The 20,997-nt window shown below is 44.1% G+C and carries 15 protein-coding genes; 6 read left to right on the plus strand and 9 right to left on the minus strand.

Annotated elements, in window-relative coordinates; genetic code table 11:
* The coding region (locus MiSe_RS34610; protein WP_226588716.1) for an RNA-guided endonuclease InsQ/TnpB family protein at positions 1 to 894 on the plus strand (894 nt) is incomplete at its 5' end.
* Between the two features lie 11 nt (positions 895 to 905).
* Here MiSe_RS34610 and MiSe_RS34615 read toward each other — a convergent pair.
* From MiSe_RS34615 to MiSe_RS34625, 3 genes are all read right to left on the minus strand, one after another.
* Positions 906 to 1,679 carry an RNA polymerase sigma factor SigF gene (locus tag MiSe_RS34615; protein WP_226588719.1) on the minus strand — a complete coding sequence of 258 codons (774 nt, stop codon included), beginning with the start codon at positions 1,677 to 1,679 and terminating at the stop codon, positions 906 to 908.
* 592 nt (positions 1,680 to 2,271) lie between these two features.
* A complete protein-coding gene (locus MiSe_RS34620; protein ID WP_226588722.1) occupies positions 2,272 to 3,102 on the minus strand; it encodes a photosystem II manganese-stabilizing polypeptide in 831 nt (276 codons plus the stop codon).
* Between the two features lie 124 nt (positions 3,103 to 3,226).
* A complete protein-coding gene (locus tag MiSe_RS34625) occupies positions 3,227 to 3,385 on the minus strand; it encodes a hypothetical protein (RefSeq protein ID WP_226588724.1) in 159 nt (52 codons plus the stop codon).
* Positions 3,386 to 3,673: 288 nt separating this feature from the next.
* Between MiSe_RS34625 and MiSe_RS34630 the strand changes: the two genes are divergently transcribed.
* Positions 3,674 to 4,396, plus strand: a complete 723-nt coding sequence (locus MiSe_RS34630; RefSeq protein WP_226588727.1) for an MORN repeat-containing protein — start codon at positions 3,674 to 3,676, stop codon at positions 4,394 to 4,396.
* Positions 4,397 to 4,470: 74 nt separating this feature from the next.
* Here MiSe_RS34630 and MiSe_RS34635 read toward each other — a convergent pair whose 3' ends face one another.
* Together MiSe_RS34635 and MiSe_RS34640 are read right to left on the minus strand one after the other, a co-directional pair.
* On the minus strand, positions 4,471 to 4,749 hold the full coding sequence (locus MiSe_RS34635) for a hypothetical protein (RefSeq protein WP_226588730.1): 279 nt from the start codon (positions 4,747 to 4,749) through the stop codon (positions 4,471 to 4,473).
* A gap of 220 nt (positions 4,750 to 4,969) precedes the next feature.
* On the minus strand, positions 4,970 to 5,779 hold the full coding sequence (locus tag MiSe_RS34640; RefSeq protein ID WP_226588732.1) for a hypothetical protein: 810 nt from the start codon (positions 5,777 to 5,779) through the stop codon (positions 4,970 to 4,972).
* Positions 5,780 to 5,996: 217 nt separating this feature from the next.
* On the opposite strand from MiSe_RS34640, the gene MiSe_RS34645 reads away from it, so the two are divergent.
* Positions 5,997 to 11,378: a glycosyltransferase gene (locus MiSe_RS34645; protein WP_226588734.1), complete on the plus strand. Its 5,382-nt coding sequence runs from the start codon at positions 5,997 to 5,999 to the stop codon at positions 11,376 to 11,378.
* A gap of 12 nt (positions 11,379 to 11,390) precedes the next feature.
* Here MiSe_RS34645 and MiSe_RS34650 read toward each other — a convergent pair whose 3' ends face one another.
* From MiSe_RS34650 to MiSe_RS34660, 3 genes are all read right to left on the minus strand, one after another.
* The gene (locus tag MiSe_RS34650; protein ID WP_226588736.1) at positions 11,391 to 13,505 is read right to left on the minus strand and encodes an O-linked N-acetylglucosamine transferase, SPINDLY family protein; all 2,115 of its coding nucleotides are present in this window, start codon (positions 13,503 to 13,505) and stop codon (positions 11,391 to 11,393) included.
* Positions 13,506 to 13,735: 230 nt separating this feature from the next.
* Positions 13,736 to 14,293, minus strand: a complete 558-nt coding sequence (locus tag MiSe_RS34655) for a type IV pilin-like G/H family protein (RefSeq protein ID WP_226588738.1) — start codon at positions 14,291 to 14,293, stop codon at positions 13,736 to 13,738.
* A gap of 110 nt (positions 14,294 to 14,403) precedes the next feature.
* Positions 14,404 to 15,738: a class I SAM-dependent methyltransferase gene (locus tag MiSe_RS34660; protein WP_226588740.1), complete on the minus strand. Its 1,335-nt coding sequence runs from the start codon at positions 15,736 to 15,738 to the stop codon at positions 14,404 to 14,406.
* A gap of 182 nt (positions 15,739 to 15,920) precedes the next feature.
* On the opposite strand from MiSe_RS34660, the gene trxB reads away from it, so the two are divergent.
* From trxB to MiSe_RS34675, 3 genes are all read left to right on the plus strand, one after another.
* Positions 15,921 to 17,291 carry a thioredoxin-disulfide reductase gene (gene trxB, locus MiSe_RS34665; RefSeq protein WP_226588764.1) on the plus strand — a complete coding sequence of 457 codons (1,371 nt, stop codon included), beginning with the start codon at positions 15,921 to 15,923 and terminating at the stop codon, positions 17,289 to 17,291.
* 951 nt (positions 17,292 to 18,242) lie between these two features.
* Positions 18,243 to 19,232: a porphobilinogen synthase gene (gene hemB / locus MiSe_RS34670; RefSeq protein ID WP_226588742.1), complete on the plus strand. Its 990-nt coding sequence runs from the start codon at positions 18,243 to 18,245 to the stop codon at positions 19,230 to 19,232.
* A gap of 367 nt (positions 19,233 to 19,599) precedes the next feature.
* On the plus strand, positions 19,600 to 20,103 hold the full coding sequence (locus tag MiSe_RS34675) for a GNAT family N-acetyltransferase (RefSeq protein WP_226588744.1): 504 nt from the start codon (positions 19,600 to 19,602) through the stop codon (positions 20,101 to 20,103).
* Here MiSe_RS34675 and MiSe_RS34680 read toward each other — a convergent pair.
* Positions 20,081 to 20,884 carry an ATP-binding protein gene (locus MiSe_RS34680; RefSeq protein ID WP_226588747.1) on the minus strand — a complete coding sequence of 268 codons (804 nt, stop codon included), beginning with the start codon at positions 20,882 to 20,884 and terminating at the stop codon, positions 20,081 to 20,083. The genes MiSe_RS34675 and MiSe_RS34680 overlap by 23 nt on opposite strands.
* Positions 20,885 to 20,997 lie beyond the last annotated feature (113 nt).

Genomic DNA, 20,997 nt, shown 5'->3' on the forward strand with positions numbered 1-20,997 from the left:
TCTCTGGGATTAACAGTTAGAAGGTGGTTTGGGATATCGGAGTTCTTTCTGCCGATGCCATCAAACATCGACTGCTCAAAGATTAAAGAATTTACCATCCTACCTAAGAATGGTGCATTCTATCTTGAGCTTTCCTATCCAGTCCAAAAAGAAAAGCACGATTTAGATATCAATCGTGCTTTATCAATCGATTTGGGAACCGCCGACAACCTCGCTGCCTGTGTCGATAATCTAGGCAATTCTTTTCTGATTGATGCTCGCGCTATGAAGGCGATGAATCAATTGTGGAATAAAAAGGTAGCAACCAGAAAGGAAGGCGAAAAGGAAGGCTATTGGAATGCTTGGCTTGACCGAATTACTCGCAAGCGTAGCCATCAAATGCGCGACGGAATTAATAAGGCGGCTAAGATTATTATTAGACATTGCTTGAAGCACCAGATCGGCACTTTAGTTATCGGGTGGAATGAAGGCTTTAAGGAAAGCGCTAATCTTGGTCGAATCGAGAATCAGAAATTTGTTCAGATGCCTTTGGGAAAACTAAAAGAGCGACTGAAACAGCTTTGCGTTTTGCACGATATTAGGTTTATAGAAACTGAAGAAGCTTACACTTCTCAGGCTAGCTTTCTTGATGGTGACTCCCTGCCCAAATATGGCGAAAAGCCAGAAGGGTGGAAAGCATCTGGTAAGCGTATATATCGTGGGTTGTATTGCTCTTCCAACGGTTTGGTTGTTAATGCCGATCTGAATGCTTCTGCAAATATTTTGCGTAAAGTAGCCAGCAATCTAGGCTTAGACTTAGGCTTACTGGGTAGGCGGTGCTTGACGACCGCAGCGAGAGTTAGGCTGTGGCTAAATCCGATGCCTTCTCTGTCCGCAGAATCTCAGTCTCTTTAGAGCTGAGAGTGTCAATCAGATCCTCCCATCAACTGTTTGAGCGATTCCAGACCTTTTTTAACGCGGCGAGATACTGTTACCACGCTGATATCTAGGCGCTCTGCCACTTCTTTTTGCGTAAGGTCGTGTAAAAAAACAAACTCTAAAATTTCTCTAGTGCGTTTTTCTAATTGAACGAGTGCTTGTTGCAGGCGAATTTGGTCTTCTTGGGCTAGCTGAAAACTGCGATACTTGGGGTCGGGTACGATTTCTCCGAGGGAAGTAGAACCTTCTTCTTCGTCTCCTACGGGGGTATCTAGACTCAGAGGTGTTTTATTTTGACAAGCTAGCTTAATTTCCTGCCATTCTTCTGTGGAGATATTGAGAGCTGCGGCTACTTCTGCATCTGTTGGCTGGCGGTTGGATTGAGCTTGCAGCTGGCGCGCGATCCCAATACCCTGTCGTTCTAGTGTCAGCCAGCGGCGCGGAATCCGCACCGAGCCGCCTTTATCTCTTAAATAGTGTTGAATTTCACCCCTAATATAGGGAAGGGCAAACGAACTAAAGGCATGACCCTTAGACAATTCAAACCGCTCTATTGCCCGAATCAACCCCAAGCAGCCTACTTGCAGCAAATCCTCATAGTTTTCCGTACATTGATTGCAAAAGAAATGCGCCTCTTTTCTCACCAGTCCGAAATTGAGTTTGACTAACTGATTGCGGACTAGAGCCGATCCGGTTTTCTGGTATTCTCGCAACAATTGCAAGCTATCGTTTTTTAAGGCTTGGGTAGGAGTTGTAGACATGGCTGAGTTTATGGAGTAGATACGGTAAACCAAGATACGCCTGACTCAATTTATTATCTACGCTGCGCGGCTAAGAGCGCTGCGATCTGCAACCGGCAAGAGCAGTGACTTACCTTAACGAGGCTGGGTTATTTGCATCCGCATTGTGACAGTCAAGCTACACGTGCATCATTTTACGCTTTCTGGTGAATCAATGCAGCTTTTCTGCCTTAGACTGCCAACAATAGCTGTAAACTGCTCAAGCGATACTTTCACCTTAATTACCTACCGCTGTAGCCACAACCACATTTTCACTGAAGTTTGGGTTTCTGTATTCTCAATCAAAACATCGGTTGTAGGAGCTGGTTGGGATGCGTCCTTCTCGGAGGTTAGTCGTATCCTCACCTAATGCATCCTATGTCTGATTCTAAGTGACTTATGCAGCCAAGCTTAGCTGCTTGTTATTCTCAGGACTTACGCAAAGAAACCGGGTTTCTAGGATCGTCGGGCGTAAGTTTGGATTCTGAGGCAAAAAAGGGGCGATAAGCCCCTTTTTTGGACAAGCTTTTCCCGTAGCTGGTTTTGAATCTACGGGGAGTGTCAAAGCTAACTTTTATGCCTTTGCCGATTCAAGGCGAGCGTAGAACACGCCACGAATCTTAACTTCTTTAGGCTCAGCCGCTCCCAAATCGGTGTCGGAAGGCTGTTCGCTTTCAAAGGTACCGGCAATTTCACCAGTGCTGCTATCTACCTTGGCAATTTGGAGAGAAATCTTGCCCTTGCCAATTTCAGTGCGCTTGACGTTAGCACGAGTTAGATCTTCGCTATCAGCTTGAGCTGGGAGAGCGACTGCGTTGTCATAACCCGTTGCGGTGCCGCGACCTTTGGGATCGAGGAACGTAGCACCCCGGTAGGAGGGGACTTTAAATTCTCCTTCAAAATCCGTGGATGTATTAAGACTTTCTACACCAGGCCCTGTAGTAGCTACTAAGTTTTTGATCGAAAATAGGAAAGGCACTCGTTCGCCACCAGGCATCTGCACGGTGATGGCTTGGAAGTCGATCCCATCTTGTTCAACAAAAGTCAGACTTCCATCTTCATTGACTTTTAGCGTACCCTCTACTTGGTCAATGCTGGAGGTGTAGCGGGTCAACAATTTGCCCGGAACAAATTCTGCTTCTTGCCGTTTGTTGAGCGGTTCTTCTTTGACGAAGAAAGTAGTCGGTTGCAAGCACAGACCCCTTAGCGTATACGACTGGTTACGCTCGAGGGGAATGCTGCCGCGAGTCGTTTCGGCTAACTGGGGACAGTTGTTAGCTAGCCCGGTTCCCTTAATATCGTCGTAGGTGAGTTGAGCGGTCGTGTTGCTTGGAGCTTCACTACAAGCGGTTAGCACGCTTAAGCATAAGGCTAAGAGTGCCGCAATAAAAGAGCGATACCACATGGTCAACCTCAATAATTAACCTCAATCTGCGATGCAAAACCCAGATGTTCTAGAACAAGCCAGATTTTGAGTGACACTTCATTAGGCGCATGGGAACTGTTCTGCCAGACAAAACTTACTCAGATCAAGCATTTCGCTTAAATTGACGGAAAGCTTCCTGCTTCAACCAAGGGAGTTGGTTCCAACAGTCCCCAGGCGTAAATTCCGCGCTTGCCGCACGTACTAGATTGGACGGGGTATTATCCAGTCCCGGCATAGCCGTCCGGGCATAGTTTTCGGGCATGGCAATGCCCGGGTTAAAATCTCTGTCAGAGACTTTGTATTGGCAAAGGCTAAATACCATACAGATTTTACAGAAAAACCGCGCAAAAGCTAAATGGCTTTTTGCTGGCCTGCGAGCGATCCGTCATGGGCGATAGTCGGATGGGGGCGATCGCGCGATACCTGCTGACGCAGACGCTGCGCGAACGCAATTTTGCCGGTGCATGCCCAGGGAAATGCGGATAAACGGCGGTTTGTTTGCTATAAATAGGCCATATTGACTGCCCTGCCTCAAGTTAAGGATCTGCCGATGGGTCGCTCGCTCGATCAAACCTCGATGACGATATTGGTTGCAGCTTGCCTGTATATAGCCAATTCTATGGGTCAGGCGCTGCCTTCATTTGGGCAAAGCGCCCCAGCAGAAAATCAGCCGATCTGCCGAGGTGCGGCGATCAATGGTAGGGGCACCTGCATCTACCCGGATGGCGATGCCTATCGGGGACAGTTCCGCAATGGGTTACCCAATGGCATCGGAGTATTTATTTACAAAAATGGCGATCGCTACCAGGGACAGTTCCGCAATGGCTTGCCCAACGGTAGGGGCGAATATATCTTTAAAAACGATGACCGCTATCAAGGACGGGTAAGCAACGGGCAATTCAACGGCACTGGGTTGTTTATCTTTGCCGAAGGCGGACGCTACTACGGACAGTTCCGCAACGGTCAGTTCAACGGCAGAGGCGCATTTAGGTTTGCCGATGGTAGTCTGTACGAGGGTCAGTTCGTTTTGGGCAATATCTTGGGCGGCGGCGTCTATACCCGCCCAAGGGGTCTCACCTGCCGAGGCGAGTTCTTCAATAACGAGCTTGACGGCAGGGGCAGATGCACCGATCGCCAGGGGAACCGCTACCAGGGGGAACTACGCGGCGGCAGACCCCACGGCAGAGGCACTATTGTTTATGCTGATGGCAGGCGCTATGTCGGATTGTTCCGCAATGGCAAACCTTTGCTACCTGGTCAACCGCGGGATTAACTAGGAATGTCGGCAGAAGTCCCTACCTATAACCAGCCTCACCAAGTATCAAAGGTTTAGGTATGGATGAATGCCTAACCGCTTCCGCACCAGTTATAAGTGTCTAATCTCTTCACAAAATCTCTAATTACTTCTGACATTGTTAGCTGCATTCTAGCTGAATATTCAGCCAAAGCTTGATACTCTTTTTCTGTGATCAATACTTGTAATCTTTTTTTGATAATAGATATTAACATACCGCTCAATAATGGTAAAATATGATGATGGTAGCAACTTGAAAAAAGAATATTATCACTAAAGATTAGAGGGTTCTGCTTAGGTGTGTATGGCTCTGCTAACAATGCGACAACCAAGCTATACAGGCATCCAAACAAAAGTAAGCAGGTAAAAATCTTTCTTATGAATAGTGCGAAGAAGTAACAGTTAGGAACTAGCGGTTCTGCCAATGGACGCAAGTAAGACCAAGCTATGGCTTGTCGAGTGTCGATGTGTCGATAAGCACTTGTTCCGATATAGAGGCATTGCGGATGAAGTTGGAAGCTCCAACTATACCGTTAGGTTAGTTGGAGTAGTTCACGGTAGTTGAACCGATACTCCTCCTTCCGGCGTAATGGTTACCTTTCCTCCCCGCGCCTCAATTTGACGGATGGCTATGTCGCTGGTACGGGAATCGTTTGCTTGTAATGCATTTACTATAACCGTTGCCCAAATAGCCTCTTGAGCATTCTTAATCCGCGCTTTATCGGGATTGCCAGCCAGAAATTGCGCTGTTCTGCGAGAAATTGCCGCTACGTTTTGACTCTCTGCATCGGGGTAAGTACTAGCCCATTCGCCTGCTTTGGCAAACGATCGCTGAGCTGATTTAATATCTGCCAAAAAAAGTAATTCATCAATCGCTTTATATCGCCAAACATAATAAGACTGCGGCGGGATTTTGGGAGACATTGATTTTAATCCTTTTGCCATCAGCGCCACTGACTGTTCTGGCTTCCCTGCGTATAGAGAGAGACTGGCAGTGAGAGAAATATAAGACCCTAAGAAACGCGGGTCGCGATCAACTATAATTTCAAAGTAGGCTGGACTTAGTTCGTAGCCTGTTTGACCGCGTGCTAGCTCATCACCGAAGTATTGTAAAAAACCGAGATACACCCAATTAGCGATTAAGTTATCAAATCCTAATGATGGAGCTTTTTGCAGCAAGCGAAGCCTTAGTCTTTCTAACTCTACCTCGCGGTTAATATTTTCAACTGATGCTGTTTTCCCACGGTCGATAAGTTTATTTAACTGAGGGACTTGAAAACCTCCAATTCCCAGCAGACACAACAGGGCAACTGTGGAGGCCACGGCAAATTGACTTAGTTGGGGTCGAGATAAAGATAACATTTTACTTTTGCGGCTTCATTAGAGTACATTAGTATTGTAATGAAGCTATAATCTGGAATTAACCGATTATAGGTGAGTGCTGACCGATCAGCGTTGGGTATTATAAAGATAGCACCTAGCAACCATTGGGAAGCAAGCGATCGCCGTTCGCTACCCAGTAGAGTTGTAAAAAGGCAAGATAAACTTTTTCAGGATACTTAGCAGTAAGTTTGATATTATGCCCAGTCTTTCCGTTTGCATGATAGTGCAAAATGCAGAGAAAACCTTAGCGATCGCACTAGAATCTCTAAATCGCGTTTACGATGATTTAATAATAGTTGATGGAGGTAGTACCGACTCTACCTGTGAAATAGCATTGGGCTATGGAGCCAGAGTAATAAAATCGCAATGGTCTGGAAATCATGGTCAACAGAGAAACGTATATTTGCGCGAAATCAAAACAGAGTGGGCTTTTGTTCTTGATTCAGACGAATTCATAGATATACAAACCATAGAATTTTTCCAAGATTTCAAACAAAATAAACTATCTTTAAATACAGATAACTTTTGGATTCCTAGAAAATGGATTAGTCCTAATAGCCAAAAACATTACATAGCTAGCTCACCCCATTACCCAGACTTCCAGCGTAGGTTATTTCAAAATAAAGAAGGAATTTTTTATCAAGGCAGAATTCACGACATCGTTCAGGGATTTACTCAACCCGATGGATGTTTAATGGATCTGAGCATTTATCATTTAGATTTATTTATAAACACTGAAGAGAAAAGAAGAGAAAAAGTGCGTCGATATTCGCAAGAAGATCCGCGCGATGGGGGTCGTCATTTTTATTTACCAAATTTAGAAACAATTCAATTAGAGGAGTTAGATTTAAAAATTTTTATTCCTTTAGTACAGGCAAAATTAGATGAAATCCAAAAAGAAGATATGCCTTTACAAGATGCTTTTTCTTTAGGGCTGATTCCACCTGAAATTAAAAATGATGAATTTTATAACGCGATTGAAAGAATTGCTAGAGAAGAGAATATTAAAACAATTTTAGAAATCGGTTCATCAGCAGGGGAAGGAAGTACAGAAGCATTTGTAAACGGGTTGCGGGAAAATGCGAACAATCCAACGTTGTTTTGCATGGAGGTTTCAAAAACTAGATTTGCTGAACTCCAAAATAGGTATGGAAACGAGGGGTTTGTTAAGTGCTACAATGTTTCCTCGGTTCCTTTGGAAGCATTTCCTAGCCAAGATGAATTTATTAGGTTTTATCAACAAAATTATACGAATTTAAAAATTTTTCCTTTAAACAAGATTTTGCAGTGGCTCAAACAGGATATCGCCTATATCAATGAAGCTAAAGTTGCTCAAACTGGGATTAAAATTATTAAAAATGAAAACGATATAGACTTTTTTGACGTTGTATTGATTGATGGTTCGGAGTTTACGGGTAAGGCAGAGTTAGATGAGGTTTACGGCGCAAATTATATATTGCTTGATGACATTCAAACATTTAAAAATTATCAAAACTTCTACCGACTTGCTAATGATGACAGTTATTCATTGATAGCGCAAGACCGCTATTTACGCAACGGGTACGCTATTTTCAAGAAAGTATCAAGTCAATTACTCAATCAACGACCATTGCGTAAAGTTTTATTTTCAGTTGGAGTGGAAGAATTAGCAGCGGAATTCAATCAATTTACAAGTCCTCGATTTCAAGAATATGCAAATTATTATGGATTTGAATACCGCGAGATTACCGAGTACGTTTGCTTAACCGAGAGAAAGCAGGAGTGGATTAAAATTGATTATGTATTAAAACTTTTGAGCGAACTGCAAACAGGGGATTTAATTGCTTTTTTAGATGCAAATATAGCAATTGTTCGCGGGGATATTGAGTTAAATACCTATAAAAGCATAGGTTTAGCGAAAGATTCTTCAGGAGTAATAGATAGCGGCATTTGGGTAGTGAGAGTCAATGAGTTTAGTAAACGCTTCTTTGAAGCAGTTTGGAACCAAAATGAAGGCGAGCGCTCTCCTTTTTCAGAGCAAATAGCACTTCAGAAAGTGGTATTACAACTTTCACCACAAGAACAAGAAAATCATATTGAAATTTTGCCAAACTGTTTAAATGTGACGCTAGTTAAAGGCGAATTTCCTCTTTATGACATTTACCGAAAAAATCCTTGTTTAGAACCGATTCGCTTTCGTCATTTTGCAGGTGGACAGCCTTGGATTGGAAAGTATTTCTCGCAACCTGTTATTTTTAACGCATCTGTAACTGCACCAATTTCAGATCAACGCAGCAGACAAAACTCTATTCCTATTGTATTTATCCATCAAGGGGATAGCGATTATTTAAAATATACTTTGTCTCAAGCAAAACATTCCAACCCAGACTCAACTGTATTTTTGATTGGAGACGCTGCGAACGCTCATTATTATAATTTAGCGGAATTTGTAGATATATTTAAATACAGCAATGATGCTGTAGAGTTTGCAAAAATATACAAACATTATAATACAAATTCATTAGGATATGAGCTATTTTGCTTCCAACGATGGTTCATTTTAAATAATTTTCTATTAGAAAATAAGATAGACAAATGCCTGTATATTGATTCTGATGTCATGCTATATGCAAATGTTGCCAAAGAAAAAAATAAATTTAAAAAGTGGGATTTAACTTTATCTTATGAAACAAGTCCCCATTGCGTTTTTATCAACAATTTAAAAACCCTAGAGGATTTCTGCAATTTTCTATGTGAAATTTATACCGATCCATCCCTGCTTAAATTAATGGAATCAAAATTTGAGGATAGGATTCAGCAGAATTTGCCAGGTGGTGCTTGCGATATGACTGCTTTTATCGAGTACCGCAAGATGCATCCAAGCAAGATAGGTGAACTGTCAACTATTATTGATAATTCTAGATACGATCACAATATAAATCTCTCAGAAGGCTTTGAGATGCAGGATGGAATCAAAAAAATTTATTTCGTAAATGGTCAACCTTGTTGTAAGGATTTAAAATTTGGAAATCAAATTAAATTTAATTGCCTGCACTTTCAAGGTAATGCCAAAAAATATATTAAAAAATATTTAACAGGAAGAAACCTTTTGACAAACATAGAGATATTACCCGTTCATTTTTTTACTATCGTCCTCAATGGAAAACCGTTCATCGAATACCATATCGAAATTTTCAAGCAACTGCCTTTCAAATGGCATTGGCACATAGTTGAAGGAGTAGCTGATTTAAAACACGATACTTCCTGGAGTCTTCGCTTGGGTGGATGTATTCCTGACGAACTGCACCAAAACGGACGCAGCATTGATGGTACAACCGAATATATTGATGAACTAGCAAAAATGTATCCTGACTATGTCACAGTTTATCGGAAGCCGGAAGGCGTTTTTTGGGAAGGAAAACGCGAGATGGTGAACGAGCCACTTTTCAACATTAAGGAAGAATGTTTGCTGTGGCAAGTAGACGTGGATGAGTTTTGGACACCAGAGCAAATTTGCACGGCACGAGAAATGTTTATTGACTGTCCTTCAAAAACGGCTGCATTCTATTGGAGTTGGTTTTTTGTCGGCAAAAATCTCGTTGTTAGTACTCGTAATTGCTACTCTCAAAATCCTCAACAAGATTGGTTACGCACCTGGAGATATAAGCCTGGAGCAGTTTGGGTGGCTCACGAGCCTCCCACATTAGTGGAGCCTTTGCCAAACGGTCAGTGGAGTAACATCGCAGCAGTAAATCCATTTTTACACGCAGAAACTGAGGCAAAAAATCTGGTTTTTCAGCATTTCGCCTATACGATAGAAAAACAGTTACAGTTTAAAGAACAATACTATGGTTATCAAAATGCCGTCGCTCAATGGATGGCGTTACAAAAACAAAGTAAATTTCCGGTTTTATTACGTGAATATTTTTCTTGGGTCGGCGATGATACTCTAGTTAATACGGCTGAGTCCTGTGGAATCGTTGCGATCGCGCAAATAGAAACAAGCAGTAATAGTTGGCAATTCTTATCATCTGAACAGTTACAAAGAAAAACTTTAGAAATTGAGAAACTATATCCGCGAATCATCGTGGACGGAGTATTTTTTCAGCTTTATCAAACGGGGATTGCTCGGGTTTGGAGTTCTTTGCTTGAGGAATGGTCAAAAACGGGTTTTTGCAAGCATATTCTCGTTCTAGATCGAGATGGAACTGCTCCTAAAATTCCTGGTATACGGTATCTTTCTATCCCATCCTATGACTACAACAGAACTGATACAGATCGGGAAATGTTACAGCAAGTTTGCGATGAAGAAGGTGCGGATTTATTTGTTTCAACTTACTACACCACGCCCATTTCGACGCCATCTGCTTTCATGGCTTATGATATGGTTCCAGAGGCTATAGGAGCAGACTTAAATAAACCGATGTGGCAAGAAAAGCATTATGGAATTCGCCATGCATCTGCTTATATTGCAATTTCGGAAAACACGGCTCAAGACTTGGTAAAATTTTTCCCGGATATTTCTAGAGAGTCCGTAGTAGTAGCACCTTGTGGCGTTGACAGTACTTTTTCACCTGCCGATCCGCAGGAAGTTGAGCTTTTTAAAATGAAGTATGGAATTTTCAAGCCATACTTTCTTCTAGTTGGAGGTAGAAAAGGGAATAAAAATGCCATTTTCTTTTTTAGGGCGTTTTCTAAACTATTTAGCAAACAGGGATTCGAGATTGTCTGTGTGGGCGGAGATCCGCAGTTAGAAGCTGAATTTAGAGCTTATACACCTGGTAATGTTGTTCACGTGTTGCAGCTAAGCGATGAGGAATTGAGATTTGCTTATTCGGGTGCTGTTGCGTTGATTTATCCCTCTAAATATGAAGGGTTTGGTTTACCAGTTTTGGAGGCAATGGCTTGTGGGTGTCCAGTTATTACTTGTGCCAATGCTTCGATTCCAGAAGTAGCAGGAGATGCGGCTATATACGTGGATGATAGTAATGAGAATGAGCTAGCAGATGCGCTGTGTGAGGTACAAAAGCCGGATGTTAGAGCATTGTTAAGTGAGGCTGGACTGGAACAAGCGAAACAGTTTTCTTGGTCAAAAATGGCGAAAATAGTCAGTATCGCTTTGATGGAAACAAGCATAGCCGAAATTGAAAAAAGTCTGTTGCCTCTCAAACTCAATGAGATCAATTTAATTATTTTCCCAGATTGGTCTGCACCGGAAGAATCGCTGTATTTGGCTATAGCAAGTGCAATCAAAGCCGTCATCACTCATCCGGATAAAGCTCGCATGACACTGTTGATAGATACCAGCAATATTTCCGATGAGGATGCGGATATGGCTGTATCCAGCGTCGCGATGGATCTGTTGATGGAAGAAGAGTTGGGTGAGAGTGAAGGAGTAGAAATTTCTTTGGTTGGAGATCTGAGGCGATCGCAGTGGGATGCTTTGCTGCGTCGCGTTCAAGTTCGGATATCTTTAGAACGCGAAAATGAATTGGCGATCGCACAAGCCAAAGCACAAGATCTTCCTTGCTTGACAACAGACAGTCTATCGGATCGGCGAGCCGTTCAGTTAGGATCTGGAACTTGGATATTGCAGTAAGCTTGGTCTATGCTACCGATCCGCTTCTAGATAATTGAGCCACATTTGCTCGTAAGCTTTCTCCATCTCGCGGGTAAATTGCTTTGCATTCCACAGCGGCGATGTTTGCCTGGAAGAGCGAAGTCGCCAAGCGATTTGTTGCCGCAAAACTGGATCTTTCCCCAAGCGAATCCCCCATTCAACATATTCTTCATCAGTCCAGGCAATCCCTTCGGTGACTCCCACGTTCATCATCATGGTATAACTGTTGCGGCTGGAAAATTGTTCTCCCACTCGCGTGACTAAAGGAATACCCATCCAGAGGGTTTCCAGAGTGGTTGTGGCTCCGTTATAGGGATAGGTATCTAGAACTACATCAGCAATGCCCAGATTGGCTCTATGAACCGCTTCTGAAGCAACTTCTGGTATAAATCGCAGGCGATCGCTCGACACCCCTTCTGCTTCTGCCACTTGAACAAAAAAGTCTTTTTGCGATTCTTCATCCGCTGTACCCTTGATCAAGAAGTAGCTGTTCGGCACTTCTTTAAGAATCTTCATTTGCAGTTGTATTGTATTAGGATGTTGTTTAAAACCCCTCTGAGCGCTGAGATACACTACTGCATCGCTAGGTATATTCAACTCATCTCGACGTAGAGTAGGAACACCGACTTCAAAACCGTCTACTGCGATATAAGTTTGGGGCAGTCGCCAGATATTTTCTGTATAGTAATTTTGAGCCGACTCCGGTAATACATAAGGGTCAGCAATAAAATAATCGATTGCTGGTATTCCTGAAGCATCCCAACCCAACCAAGTCACCTGAACGGGAGCGGGTTTTAAAGCCACAATTTCGCAGCTAACGTCTAACGTAATGCTATCGAGTTCAACTAAAATATCAATTTCATCTTGATAAATCTCCTCAGCAACCTGGAAACTATCATTTTCGGCTTTGTAAGCTTTGTCAACCTGATTGACGTACCATTCTTGTAAAGGATCGTTGCTAGGTTGGCAGTCAAGAAAATAGGCATGGATAGTGAAGCGATCGCGATTATGATACTGAAACAGCCATCGCGCTAACCAACCAACAGAATGTCTTCGCAGACCATAAGATAAATATCCAATTTTGAGACGTTTAGTTGACTCGTTCTGCTCTTTGCTGCTGACTCGTCGTTGACTATATCGCTGAACCGACTCTTGCCCGTAAGTTTGGACGCCAGCTTGACACATCTGAGAAATTTGATTCTGAATGGAGCGATTGCTTCTTGGATCGTCTCTAAAGTAGGGTAAAAAGAAGGTCGAGGGAAATAAACGGATTGTTGAGATTTCATCAAGCGACTTAGAGTTTTCCGCAATTAGCAATCCCAGTAGTGATTCCTGCCGCACCAAGAGAGAAAAAGCTTCTTCCCAATATGCGCCTGCACGCATGAACATCCGCAATATGAGGTAATTAGCAAAAATCTTGTCTGGTAACTTTTGCACTTGGAAATAGTACCGTTTCGCAGTCTCTACTGCCTTAGAATAATCACCCACATTTTCGTAACAGACAGCTAGCTGCTGCAAAACTTTAGGAAAATCCGTTAGCTGTTGGAGATGCCATAGACAGGCTTCGGCGAACTCCAGCGATGATGGATTTTCAGGAGTGCAGCTTAAAACTTTCTTTAACACTTGCATCATTAGTTCACAATCTACCTGTAGCAGTTGCTTCCACTGCAAAAGCTCGATGATTCCCAACGATATCAGATCCTCACTATTAAAAGTTTCCAATTGGATAGCCAACCCAATCAGATGCAGTAGATTGTTAATTTCTGTTGGCTTAATTTCCCGCAGATGTTGTCGAATTGCCCAAGCAATAGCATAGTCTGCTAGTTCCTCTTGCCGCTGAGCTTCAAATTGGAGAACCTGAACCAATTCTGCTGTCCAGTGTTCGACTTGTTCTGCTTCACCTTCTGCCATTGCCAGCAGCCAAGTTGTGTGAGCTTCTGCTTCTTGCCCCTGCAACAGTAGCATTAATCCTAAATGCCAGTAATAAGATTTCACGTTAGGTTCTGCTGCAATTGCCTGTTCGCAGAGTTCTGCGGCTTTAGTATAGCTATCTTGGAGCAGATAGTGATGAATTTGCTGATGCCAAGGGTCGAATTTATAGGTCATTAGGTCAAGCTCAAAGAAATTTAGGTTAGAGCAGATATCTACCAACAAATCTAATGATTGATACTAAATCCGGTTTATATACGCCCTATAATTTTGTCTAGACCGCCTGCACGGTCTTTATTGGTGTAGCCCCCAGGTAACAAAGCCGGATTTGGTGTGACTCAAAAATAAAAAAGCAGGTAGCGTATACTAACACCACCCACTTGAGGAAAATATTAAAACTCAAAGTCCTATTTGGCGTCTTGCATGGAACCGGTGTTGCAATTTATTACACCTTTTGCCGTATCGATGTTGGGTTGGGTTGCTTCTTCACCAGGATTTTTGGTTTCACACAAGCCGCTGGTGCTAGTCGCTTCGCCGCCAGAACCAGCACCACCAACTTGAATCACAGCGACAGAACCTACATATTCCTTGAGCGCTTTAGCCTCACTCTTTCCATAGTTATCAACTCTCTCTTTGGCAGCAGTAGCGCTGTAGGTGTAGTTAACAGTCACAGCTTTGACGCCAATACCCAGTTTTGAAACCTGCTCGACATTACCCGCAGCGATTTCTACAAAACTATTGTTTTCTAGGTAGTAAGCCTGCTGACCCTTGTTCATGGCGCTCAGCGTTTGCTTGGCTTCTGTCTGCTTGGCCTTATTTGCCTGGTTCAGGAACGACGGCAAGGCAATAGCAGCCAGAATCCCGATAATGATGATAACAACAAGCAGTTCAATCAGTGTAAAACCCTGTTGTTGTTTCTTTTGGTTGAGGTGTTGCAGTAGTTTATATTTAACATCAGCCTTCATGACTGCTTTCTCCTTTAGGTGTGTGATAGCCGTTTGTTTGCTCTAGATTAAACTTACCCACTTGCGATCAATTACCGATCACCTGTGCCAAAAAATTTTTTCACTACGTCTTAGCAAGAGCGAGCAGAGGGTTCCAAAAGCACGTATAGGAAGGGTTCTAGAGTTTTCAAGAAACGCTCAACGGTGGCGATCGCCACCTCGTCGCTCACAGTCTCTAAGGTAACAGGATGCACCGACTCAATCTTGCACCAGCGTTCTACTAGCGATGTAAATGGCTGTACTCCTTCCCAAAGGGGTAGCAGGCAAGCCGCAATCCTGCTATCCACCCAAACCGCAGCGGTGGGTGAGGCAGCAATGTAACGGCTAATCTCGAAGGGTCTGTATTTGGTGATGCATTCGATCAGCTCTTCTTTGATTTGAGGAATTCTTAACAGTGGATGCAGATGTACTCTTGCCCCCTGCCAGTCAGATGGCGTCCACTCGGCAACTGGCACTACTGAGTTGGTTGGCTGAGGCTGAGTACACCAAAAGTCAAGTAAGCGATTGACTGGATGCAAAAGTTCATACAGATGCAGCCGCTGTTCGACTGAAATTTCTGGCAAGCTGATTCCCAGAAACACCGGCAAGTTATCTGGTTCTTTAAATAATTGCATCAAGTCCCATCTCTGCCAATTTACCATTGTGAGAAACTCTAAATCAGCAGCTCTCAAGGCTGAGAACATTTCAGGGATGGTAAAACCTTTATCGTTTTGAAGTAAATAGTTGGCTAAAAACCACTCTTCGGTTCGTTCCTGTACCGAATTCCAAGTTCTGGCTTTGAGAATCACATCATCCTTTAAAGCCTGGAAGGTATCCCGCACTAAGTCAATTTCCATCTCTCTTGGATTTTCATCCATCAATCCCATGAGTTTAAAAACTTGTTGGGATCTAAAAAAGTAAGTTCTTTGCAGGTCGCTATGAAGATTAGAGCGAATAATTCCCTCTGGTTTTAAAACTGCTTTCATCGCTTTCAATCCAATAACTGGATTGGTTAAAAGATACAAAACTTCGTCGTTGTTTATGTAATCAAATTGCATTCCCAAACTCGGCAAATCTTCAATAGACATTGCATAAAACTCTGCATTTTCAAATCCGTATTGTTGCAAGCGAGTTCGGGCTAATTCAACTGATTTTTCTGAGATATCAATGCCTATAATTTTCGCACCTGGGTTTGCCTCTGCCAAAGCTAAAGCTTTGTAGCCGCTGCCACATCCTGCATCTAAAATGATTTTGCCTTCAGTTTCTACGACTTTTTGATATTTTAAATAGTAGGCAGTTACCATACTATGGTTAAACAGAAAATTCAAGTCATCTTTGGGAGAGTATTCTAGAGGAATTCTCGGGTATGGACCAGTTTCAAATTGTTGACGAACTTTCTCTTTTAGTTCAGCGGCTTGATTTTCCATTTTGAACGTCTCCTAATGGGGAATATGGGGAAATTTAGTTAGAGGCGATTTTAGCACTCAAATCTAAGTATTCCCTTTTTTGGCTTCAGCGTACACAATCGCCGATCGCTTTTTCCTACCCATCCGCTCTACCATCGAGTTATGCTATATTAGTCGTAGTCGTTATGAGTTTATATAAGAACATGGCGAACCCAACGGTAGAGAATTTGGTTATTATTGGCTCCGGCCCTTCCGGTTATACTGCGGCGATTTATGCGGCGCGTGCCAACCTGAAACCCTTTGTGTTTGAAGGCTTCCAAGCTGGGGGGTTGCCTGGTGGGCAGCTGATGACGACGACGGAAGTAGAGAATTTCCCCGGCTTTCCCGAAGGGATTATGGGGCCGGATTTAATGGATCGGATGAAGGCGCAGGCGGAACGTTGGGGTGCTGAATTATACACAGAAGATGTCATATCGGTCGATTTGAGTCAGCGTCCGTTTACGGTGCGTTCTGAGGAACGGGAAGTTAAAGCTAACAGCATCATCATTGCTACGGGCGCGACGGCGAAACGGTTGGGACTGCCTAGCGAACACGAGTATTGGAGTCGGGGGATTTCTGCTTGTGCGATTTGCGACGGTGCTACTCCGATTTTTCACGGTGCAGAACTGGCGGTGATCGGGGCTGGGGACTCGGCGGCGGAAGAGTCGATTTATCTGACTAAGTACGGTTCTCGCGTTCACATGCTGGTACGCAGCGATAAGATGCGGGCGTCGAAAGCGATGCAGGATCGGGTGCTGAATAATCCCAAGATTACAGTTCACTGGAATAGCGAGGCGGTGGATGTAATTGGGGAAGGCGATCGCATGAATGGCATTCACATCCGCAATACTAAAACTGGCGAGGAAAGTGTCTTGGCAGTTAAGGGGTTATTCTACGCCATCGGTCACAAGCCCAACACTTCTTTATTTGAAGGGCAACTAGAATTAGACGAAGTGGGTTATATCGTCACCAAGCCTGGTTCGGTAGAAACTAGCGTCGAAGGGGTGTATGCTGCTGGAGACGTACAAGACCACGAGTATCGTCAGGCAATTACCGCTGCGGGTACTGGCTGTATGGCGGCGATGTTAGCAGAAAGGTGGTTGTCGGCGAATGGCTTACTGCAAGAATTTCATCAAACGGCTGAGGCGGAAAAGCCAGATACGCCAGCAGATGTGAAGAAAAGCGAAACCCTCGAACCAGCAGAGTTTGATATTGCAGATACGCGCCACAGCGGGGGTTTTGCACTGCGGAAGCTGTTTCACGAGAGCGATCGCTTGCTCGTAGTCAAGTACGTTTCGCCCAGTTGCGGCCCTTGCCATACCCTCAAACCAATTTTAGATAAAGTCGTGGACGAATTTGACGGTAAAATCCACTTTGTCACCATCGACATTGCAAAAGATACAGACATTGCCGAAAATGCTGGCATTACCGGAACGCCTACGATTCAGTTCTTCAAGAATAAAGAGTTGTTGACTGAAGTTAAAGGTGTTAAGCAAAAGAGCCAATATCGCCAGCTGATCGCACAAAATCTCTAATCCAGAGAAACCCGGTTTCTTAAACAATACCTTCGCCAAAATCCCACCCTCTTGGGTGGGATTTTGGGTGAAAAGCCTCTCTATATGGCTGGTGCAAAATAGTTTGACCGCTGAGGCGGGATGGAAATGAGCTGCTGGTGTGGGTGTTTAAAATTGTTTCAATCCTGGCACAAAAAGCGAAATCGCAGCGGCGGAACACGCCAGACGACCCGGAAAGCGTCGAGCGAGACTCAGTATTATTGGCGCTTTATGGGAGGGGAAGTTTTTTGCCCCGATGGTTTATCAAGGATATTGATCGGCCAAAGTAATTGAAACTTGGCTGGAGAAATTTTTGTGGCCTCAAGTCCGAACAAGACAGGTAATTAACGCAAGTTGCTAGTTATAAACAAGGGCGTTGCTAATTGCTAATTGCTAATTGCTAATTGCTAATTGCTAATTGCTAATCTTGGATTTTTACCAATTTCGCCATTAGCCATTAGCCATTAGCCGCTCCCAGAGAGATAACTAGCAACTTGAGTTAATTATTATGGATAATGCCCCCTTTCATAACTCACTTCTCATTAGAGAAATCATCGAAAAATCTGGGTGCGAATTACTTTTCAAAGCCCAGCTATTCTCCTGACTTAAACCCCACGCTCGCATTGGTGGCATAAAGTGAAGACAGCCATCACGAAAGAGGTGTATAGCGAAGATTTTAATGTTCACAAAGCTGTTGCAGCAGCATTTCAGTATTTGTCAATATACCAGCGCGCAGCGCTATTAGGACGAGTTCACAGGGCAAAGCTCTGTGTGAACCTGGCCTAATTTGGCGAAGGTATTGTCCAAGCAACCGGGTTTCTTGTCCCGATGCTTAACAGAACTTTACCAATCCCATCATCGGGACTATCAACCAAAGCTATAAACTTGGGACTATTACCAATGACCGATTACCCATTACCAATTTAAGCATCTATGTTTCCAGTTCATCGTCCTCGTCGCCTCCGTACTTCGCCCCAGCTGCGCGGCATGGTGCGGGAAACGGTTCTGACTAAAAACGATCTGATTTATCCCCTATTCGCCGTACCGGGCGAAGGTTTTGCTAAAGAAGTAAAATCGATGCCGGGAGTCTACCAGCTATCGATCGACAAAATCGTCGAAGAAGCTAAGCAAGTCTACGATTTGGGTATCCCGTCGATTATTCTATTCGGCATTCCCGCTGATAAGGATACCGACGCGACGGGTGCGTGGCACGATTGCGGTATTGTCCAAACAGCGGCAACGGCGGTGAAGCAAGCTGTGCCTGGTTTAGTTGTAATTGCTGATACTTGCTTGTGCGAGTATACCAGTCACGGTCACTGCGGTTATTTGCAAGTCGGCGACCTCACTGGACGGGTTTTGAACGACCCGACGCTGGAATTGCTGAAGAAAACAGCGGTTTCTCAAGCAAAAGCCGGGGCGGATATTATCGCGCCTTCGGGTATGATGGATGGCTTCGTCACCGCTATCCGGTCAGCTCTGGATGAGGCTGGGTATCAAGATATACCGATAATGTCTTACGCGGCTAAGTATGCGTCGGCTTATTATGGGCCGTTCCGAGATGCGGCTGAGTCGGCGCCCCAGTTTGGCGATCGGAGAACCTACCAAATGGACCCGGCTAACTCCCGCGAAGCCCTGAAAGAAATTGCCCTCGATATTGCAGAAGGGGCGGATATGCTCATGGTTAAACCAGCCTTAGCATATATGGATATTATCTGGCAAGTCAAGCAAGCCTGCAATCTACCCGTTGCTGCTTACAACGTGTCTGGGGAATATTCTATGGTTAAAGCCGCTGCCCTCAACGGTTGGATTGATGAAAAACGTGTCGTGATGGAAACTTTAATCGGCTTCAAACGCGCTGGGGCTGATTTGATTTTGACCTATCACGCTAAAGATGCCGCCCGTTGGTTGGAACAAGGCAATTAAGTCTGTTTGAACCGGGTAAACTTAGGGGACTTTTGCACTAGAGATTGAGTGAGAAAATTCTTCGGGTGAAGGTAAGCCGAACCGCAACTAGCACGGCCTTTTTCTTCGCTTGTGAAGGTAGAAATATCCCCCAGGGGGGACAAGTTTCTGACTCGATACTTTAGTTCAGGAGTCCCCACATCTTTGGCGCTTATCAGATCTGGTGCAAAATGGAACGAGGTATTATGCCCCCTGACGTATGAAAAATCTATCTCAAGAAAGAATTTTAAATAAACAAAAGCAAATAAGTAGTAAAAGTTACAGAAATTGAGGGAGGCTAAAGTGAAATGTGGTGAAGGAGCAAACACCATAATAGATAAGGAACAGAATGACTCAGAGTAGAACGTTGGAAAAACCGATCGAAAGCCAGGAAATCCGTTTTTGCGACTTGCGATCGCAAGTGGACATCAAGCAACTGCAAGAATTGTTTAAATTGACCGCGTTTTGGGCGCAAAACCGCACCCAAGAGGACTTAGAGATAGCGATCGCCAACAGCGATCCCACGATCAGCGTTTGGGATGGCGATCGCTTAATCGGTTTTTCGCGGGCGACTTCAGATTGCGTCTATCGCGCCACGATTTGGGATGTGGTGATTCACCCAGACTATCGGGGATTGGGACTCGGTCGCAAGATGATCGAAACGCTGTTAAACCATCCTCGCGTTTGTCGGGTAGAGCGCGTTTACCTGATGACAACCTATCAACAAGGATTTTACACCCGCCTCGGATTTCAATATCCCAACCCTAGTACTTCAATGGTGCTGTACAACCATACCCACGCCAGTTCCCATTCCGGTCAACAAAAGGTGTCTAGCGAGTCGCCAAAGGAATAGAACATTGAATCCGAGTCAGGTTAGATTCCTGATTCGGTGAAGGAACTGCTAAAAGTTCCAAACGTCCTTTCATCAGTTCTAGGAGGGTATGATTAGCCAGTAGATTCAATCCTGGCGAAAGGATAGAATTCTCATTCGGTTGCTCATCGGTTTTAGGGGCAGACTGTAACAAATCTATCGGTTCACTCCAGGCGCTGTAGGGACGTTGGTCTTCAATCTGGATATGAACGTAACCAGCACTTGGATCGGGATGAATCGAAACGCAAACCCTGCCCTCCCGCATTAATTTTAAAGGGGTATCTACCAAATTCATCAACACCTGTTTGAGCCAGTGGGAATCTGCCAAAACGTAAATTTCCGGAGCGGGTTTCTCGATATCTAAAGGTAAATTGCGATCCGCTGCTTGCAAGCGAGTTAATTCATCTACATGTGTGAGAACGTGTGCGAGTTGTACCGGCTCAATATTGAGACGATTCGTGCCATACTCAGTTCTAGCAACGTTGAGAATTGCATCCAGAAACGCTACCATCCTCATTGCCGAGGCATTCGCCTGCGCTACGAATTCTCGTTCTTCTGCCGCATCTTCGCATAAATCCGACAAAATTAACTGTTGCAGACCGATCAAGCTATTGAGAGGCGAGCGCAACTCGTGGGAAACTCGCGCCAGAAATCCTGCCTTAAACTGGCACATTTCCGTCGCCATGCGATACGCCAGTTGCGTCCGCAATAATTCTTCTTTCAGAGCAGAAATTTCTTGGTTAGGATCTTGGAATGCAGCCATTCGATGGTTTCGATTTTGAATTTTGGATTAACTAACTATGACAGGACTTACGCAAAGAAACCGGGTTTCTATGAAAGTTTCTCAGCTCGTCGTGCGTAAGTCCTATATAAGCT

This window comes from Microseira wollei NIES-4236, from assembly GCF_020521235.1.
GTDB lineage: Bacteria > Cyanobacteriota > Cyanobacteriia > Cyanobacteriales > Aerosakkonemataceae > Microseira > Microseira wollei.

Excerpts from the sequence above, each read along its gene's own strand:
- MiSe_RS34625 (WP_226588724.1), bottom strand. The coding sequence starts at position 3,385 with ATGCCCGAAAACTATGCCCGGACGGCTATGCCGGGACTGGATAATACC.
- MiSe_RS34660 (WP_226588740.1), bottom strand. The coding sequence starts at position 15,738 with ATGGAAAATCAAGCCGCTGAACTAAAAGAGAAAGTTCGTCAACAATTT.
- MiSe_RS34615 (WP_226588719.1), bottom strand. The coding sequence starts at position 1,679 with ATGTCTACAACTCCTACCCAAGCCTTAAAAAACGATAGCTTGCAATTG.
- MiSe_RS34620 (WP_226588722.1), bottom strand. The coding sequence starts at position 3,102 with ATGTGGTATCGCTCTTTTATTGCGGCACTCTTAGCCTTATGCTTAAGC.
- MiSe_RS34640 (WP_226588732.1), bottom strand. The coding sequence starts at position 5,779 with ATGTTATCTTTATCTCGACCCCAACTAAGTCAATTTGCCGTGGCCTCC.
- MiSe_RS34675 (WP_226588744.1), top strand. The coding sequence starts at position 19,600 with ATGACTCAGAGTAGAACGTTGGAAAAACCGATCGAAAGCCAGGAAATC.
- MiSe_RS34655 (WP_226588738.1), bottom strand. The coding sequence starts at position 14,293 with ATGAAGGCTGATGTTAAATATAAACTACTGCAACACCTCAACCAAAAG.
- MiSe_RS34630 (WP_226588727.1), top strand. The coding sequence starts at position 3,674 with ATGGGTCGCTCGCTCGATCAAACCTCGATGACGATATTGGTTGCAGCT.
- MiSe_RS34645 (WP_226588734.1), top strand. The coding sequence starts at position 5,997 with ATGCCCAGTCTTTCCGTTTGCATGATAGTGCAAAATGCAGAGAAAACC.
- trxB (WP_226588764.1), top strand. The coding sequence starts at position 15,921 with ATGGCGAACCCAACGGTAGAGAATTTGGTTATTATTGGCTCCGGCCCT.
- MiSe_RS34680 (WP_226588747.1), bottom strand. The coding sequence starts at position 20,884 with ATGGCTGCATTCCAAGATCCTAACCAAGAAATTTCTGCTCTGAAAGAA.
- MiSe_RS34650 (WP_226588736.1), bottom strand. The coding sequence starts at position 13,505 with ATGACCTATAAATTCGACCCTTGGCATCAGCAAATTCATCACTATCTG.
- hemB (WP_226588742.1), top strand. The coding sequence starts at position 18,243 with ATGTTTCCAGTTCATCGTCCTCGTCGCCTCCGTACTTCGCCCCAGCTG.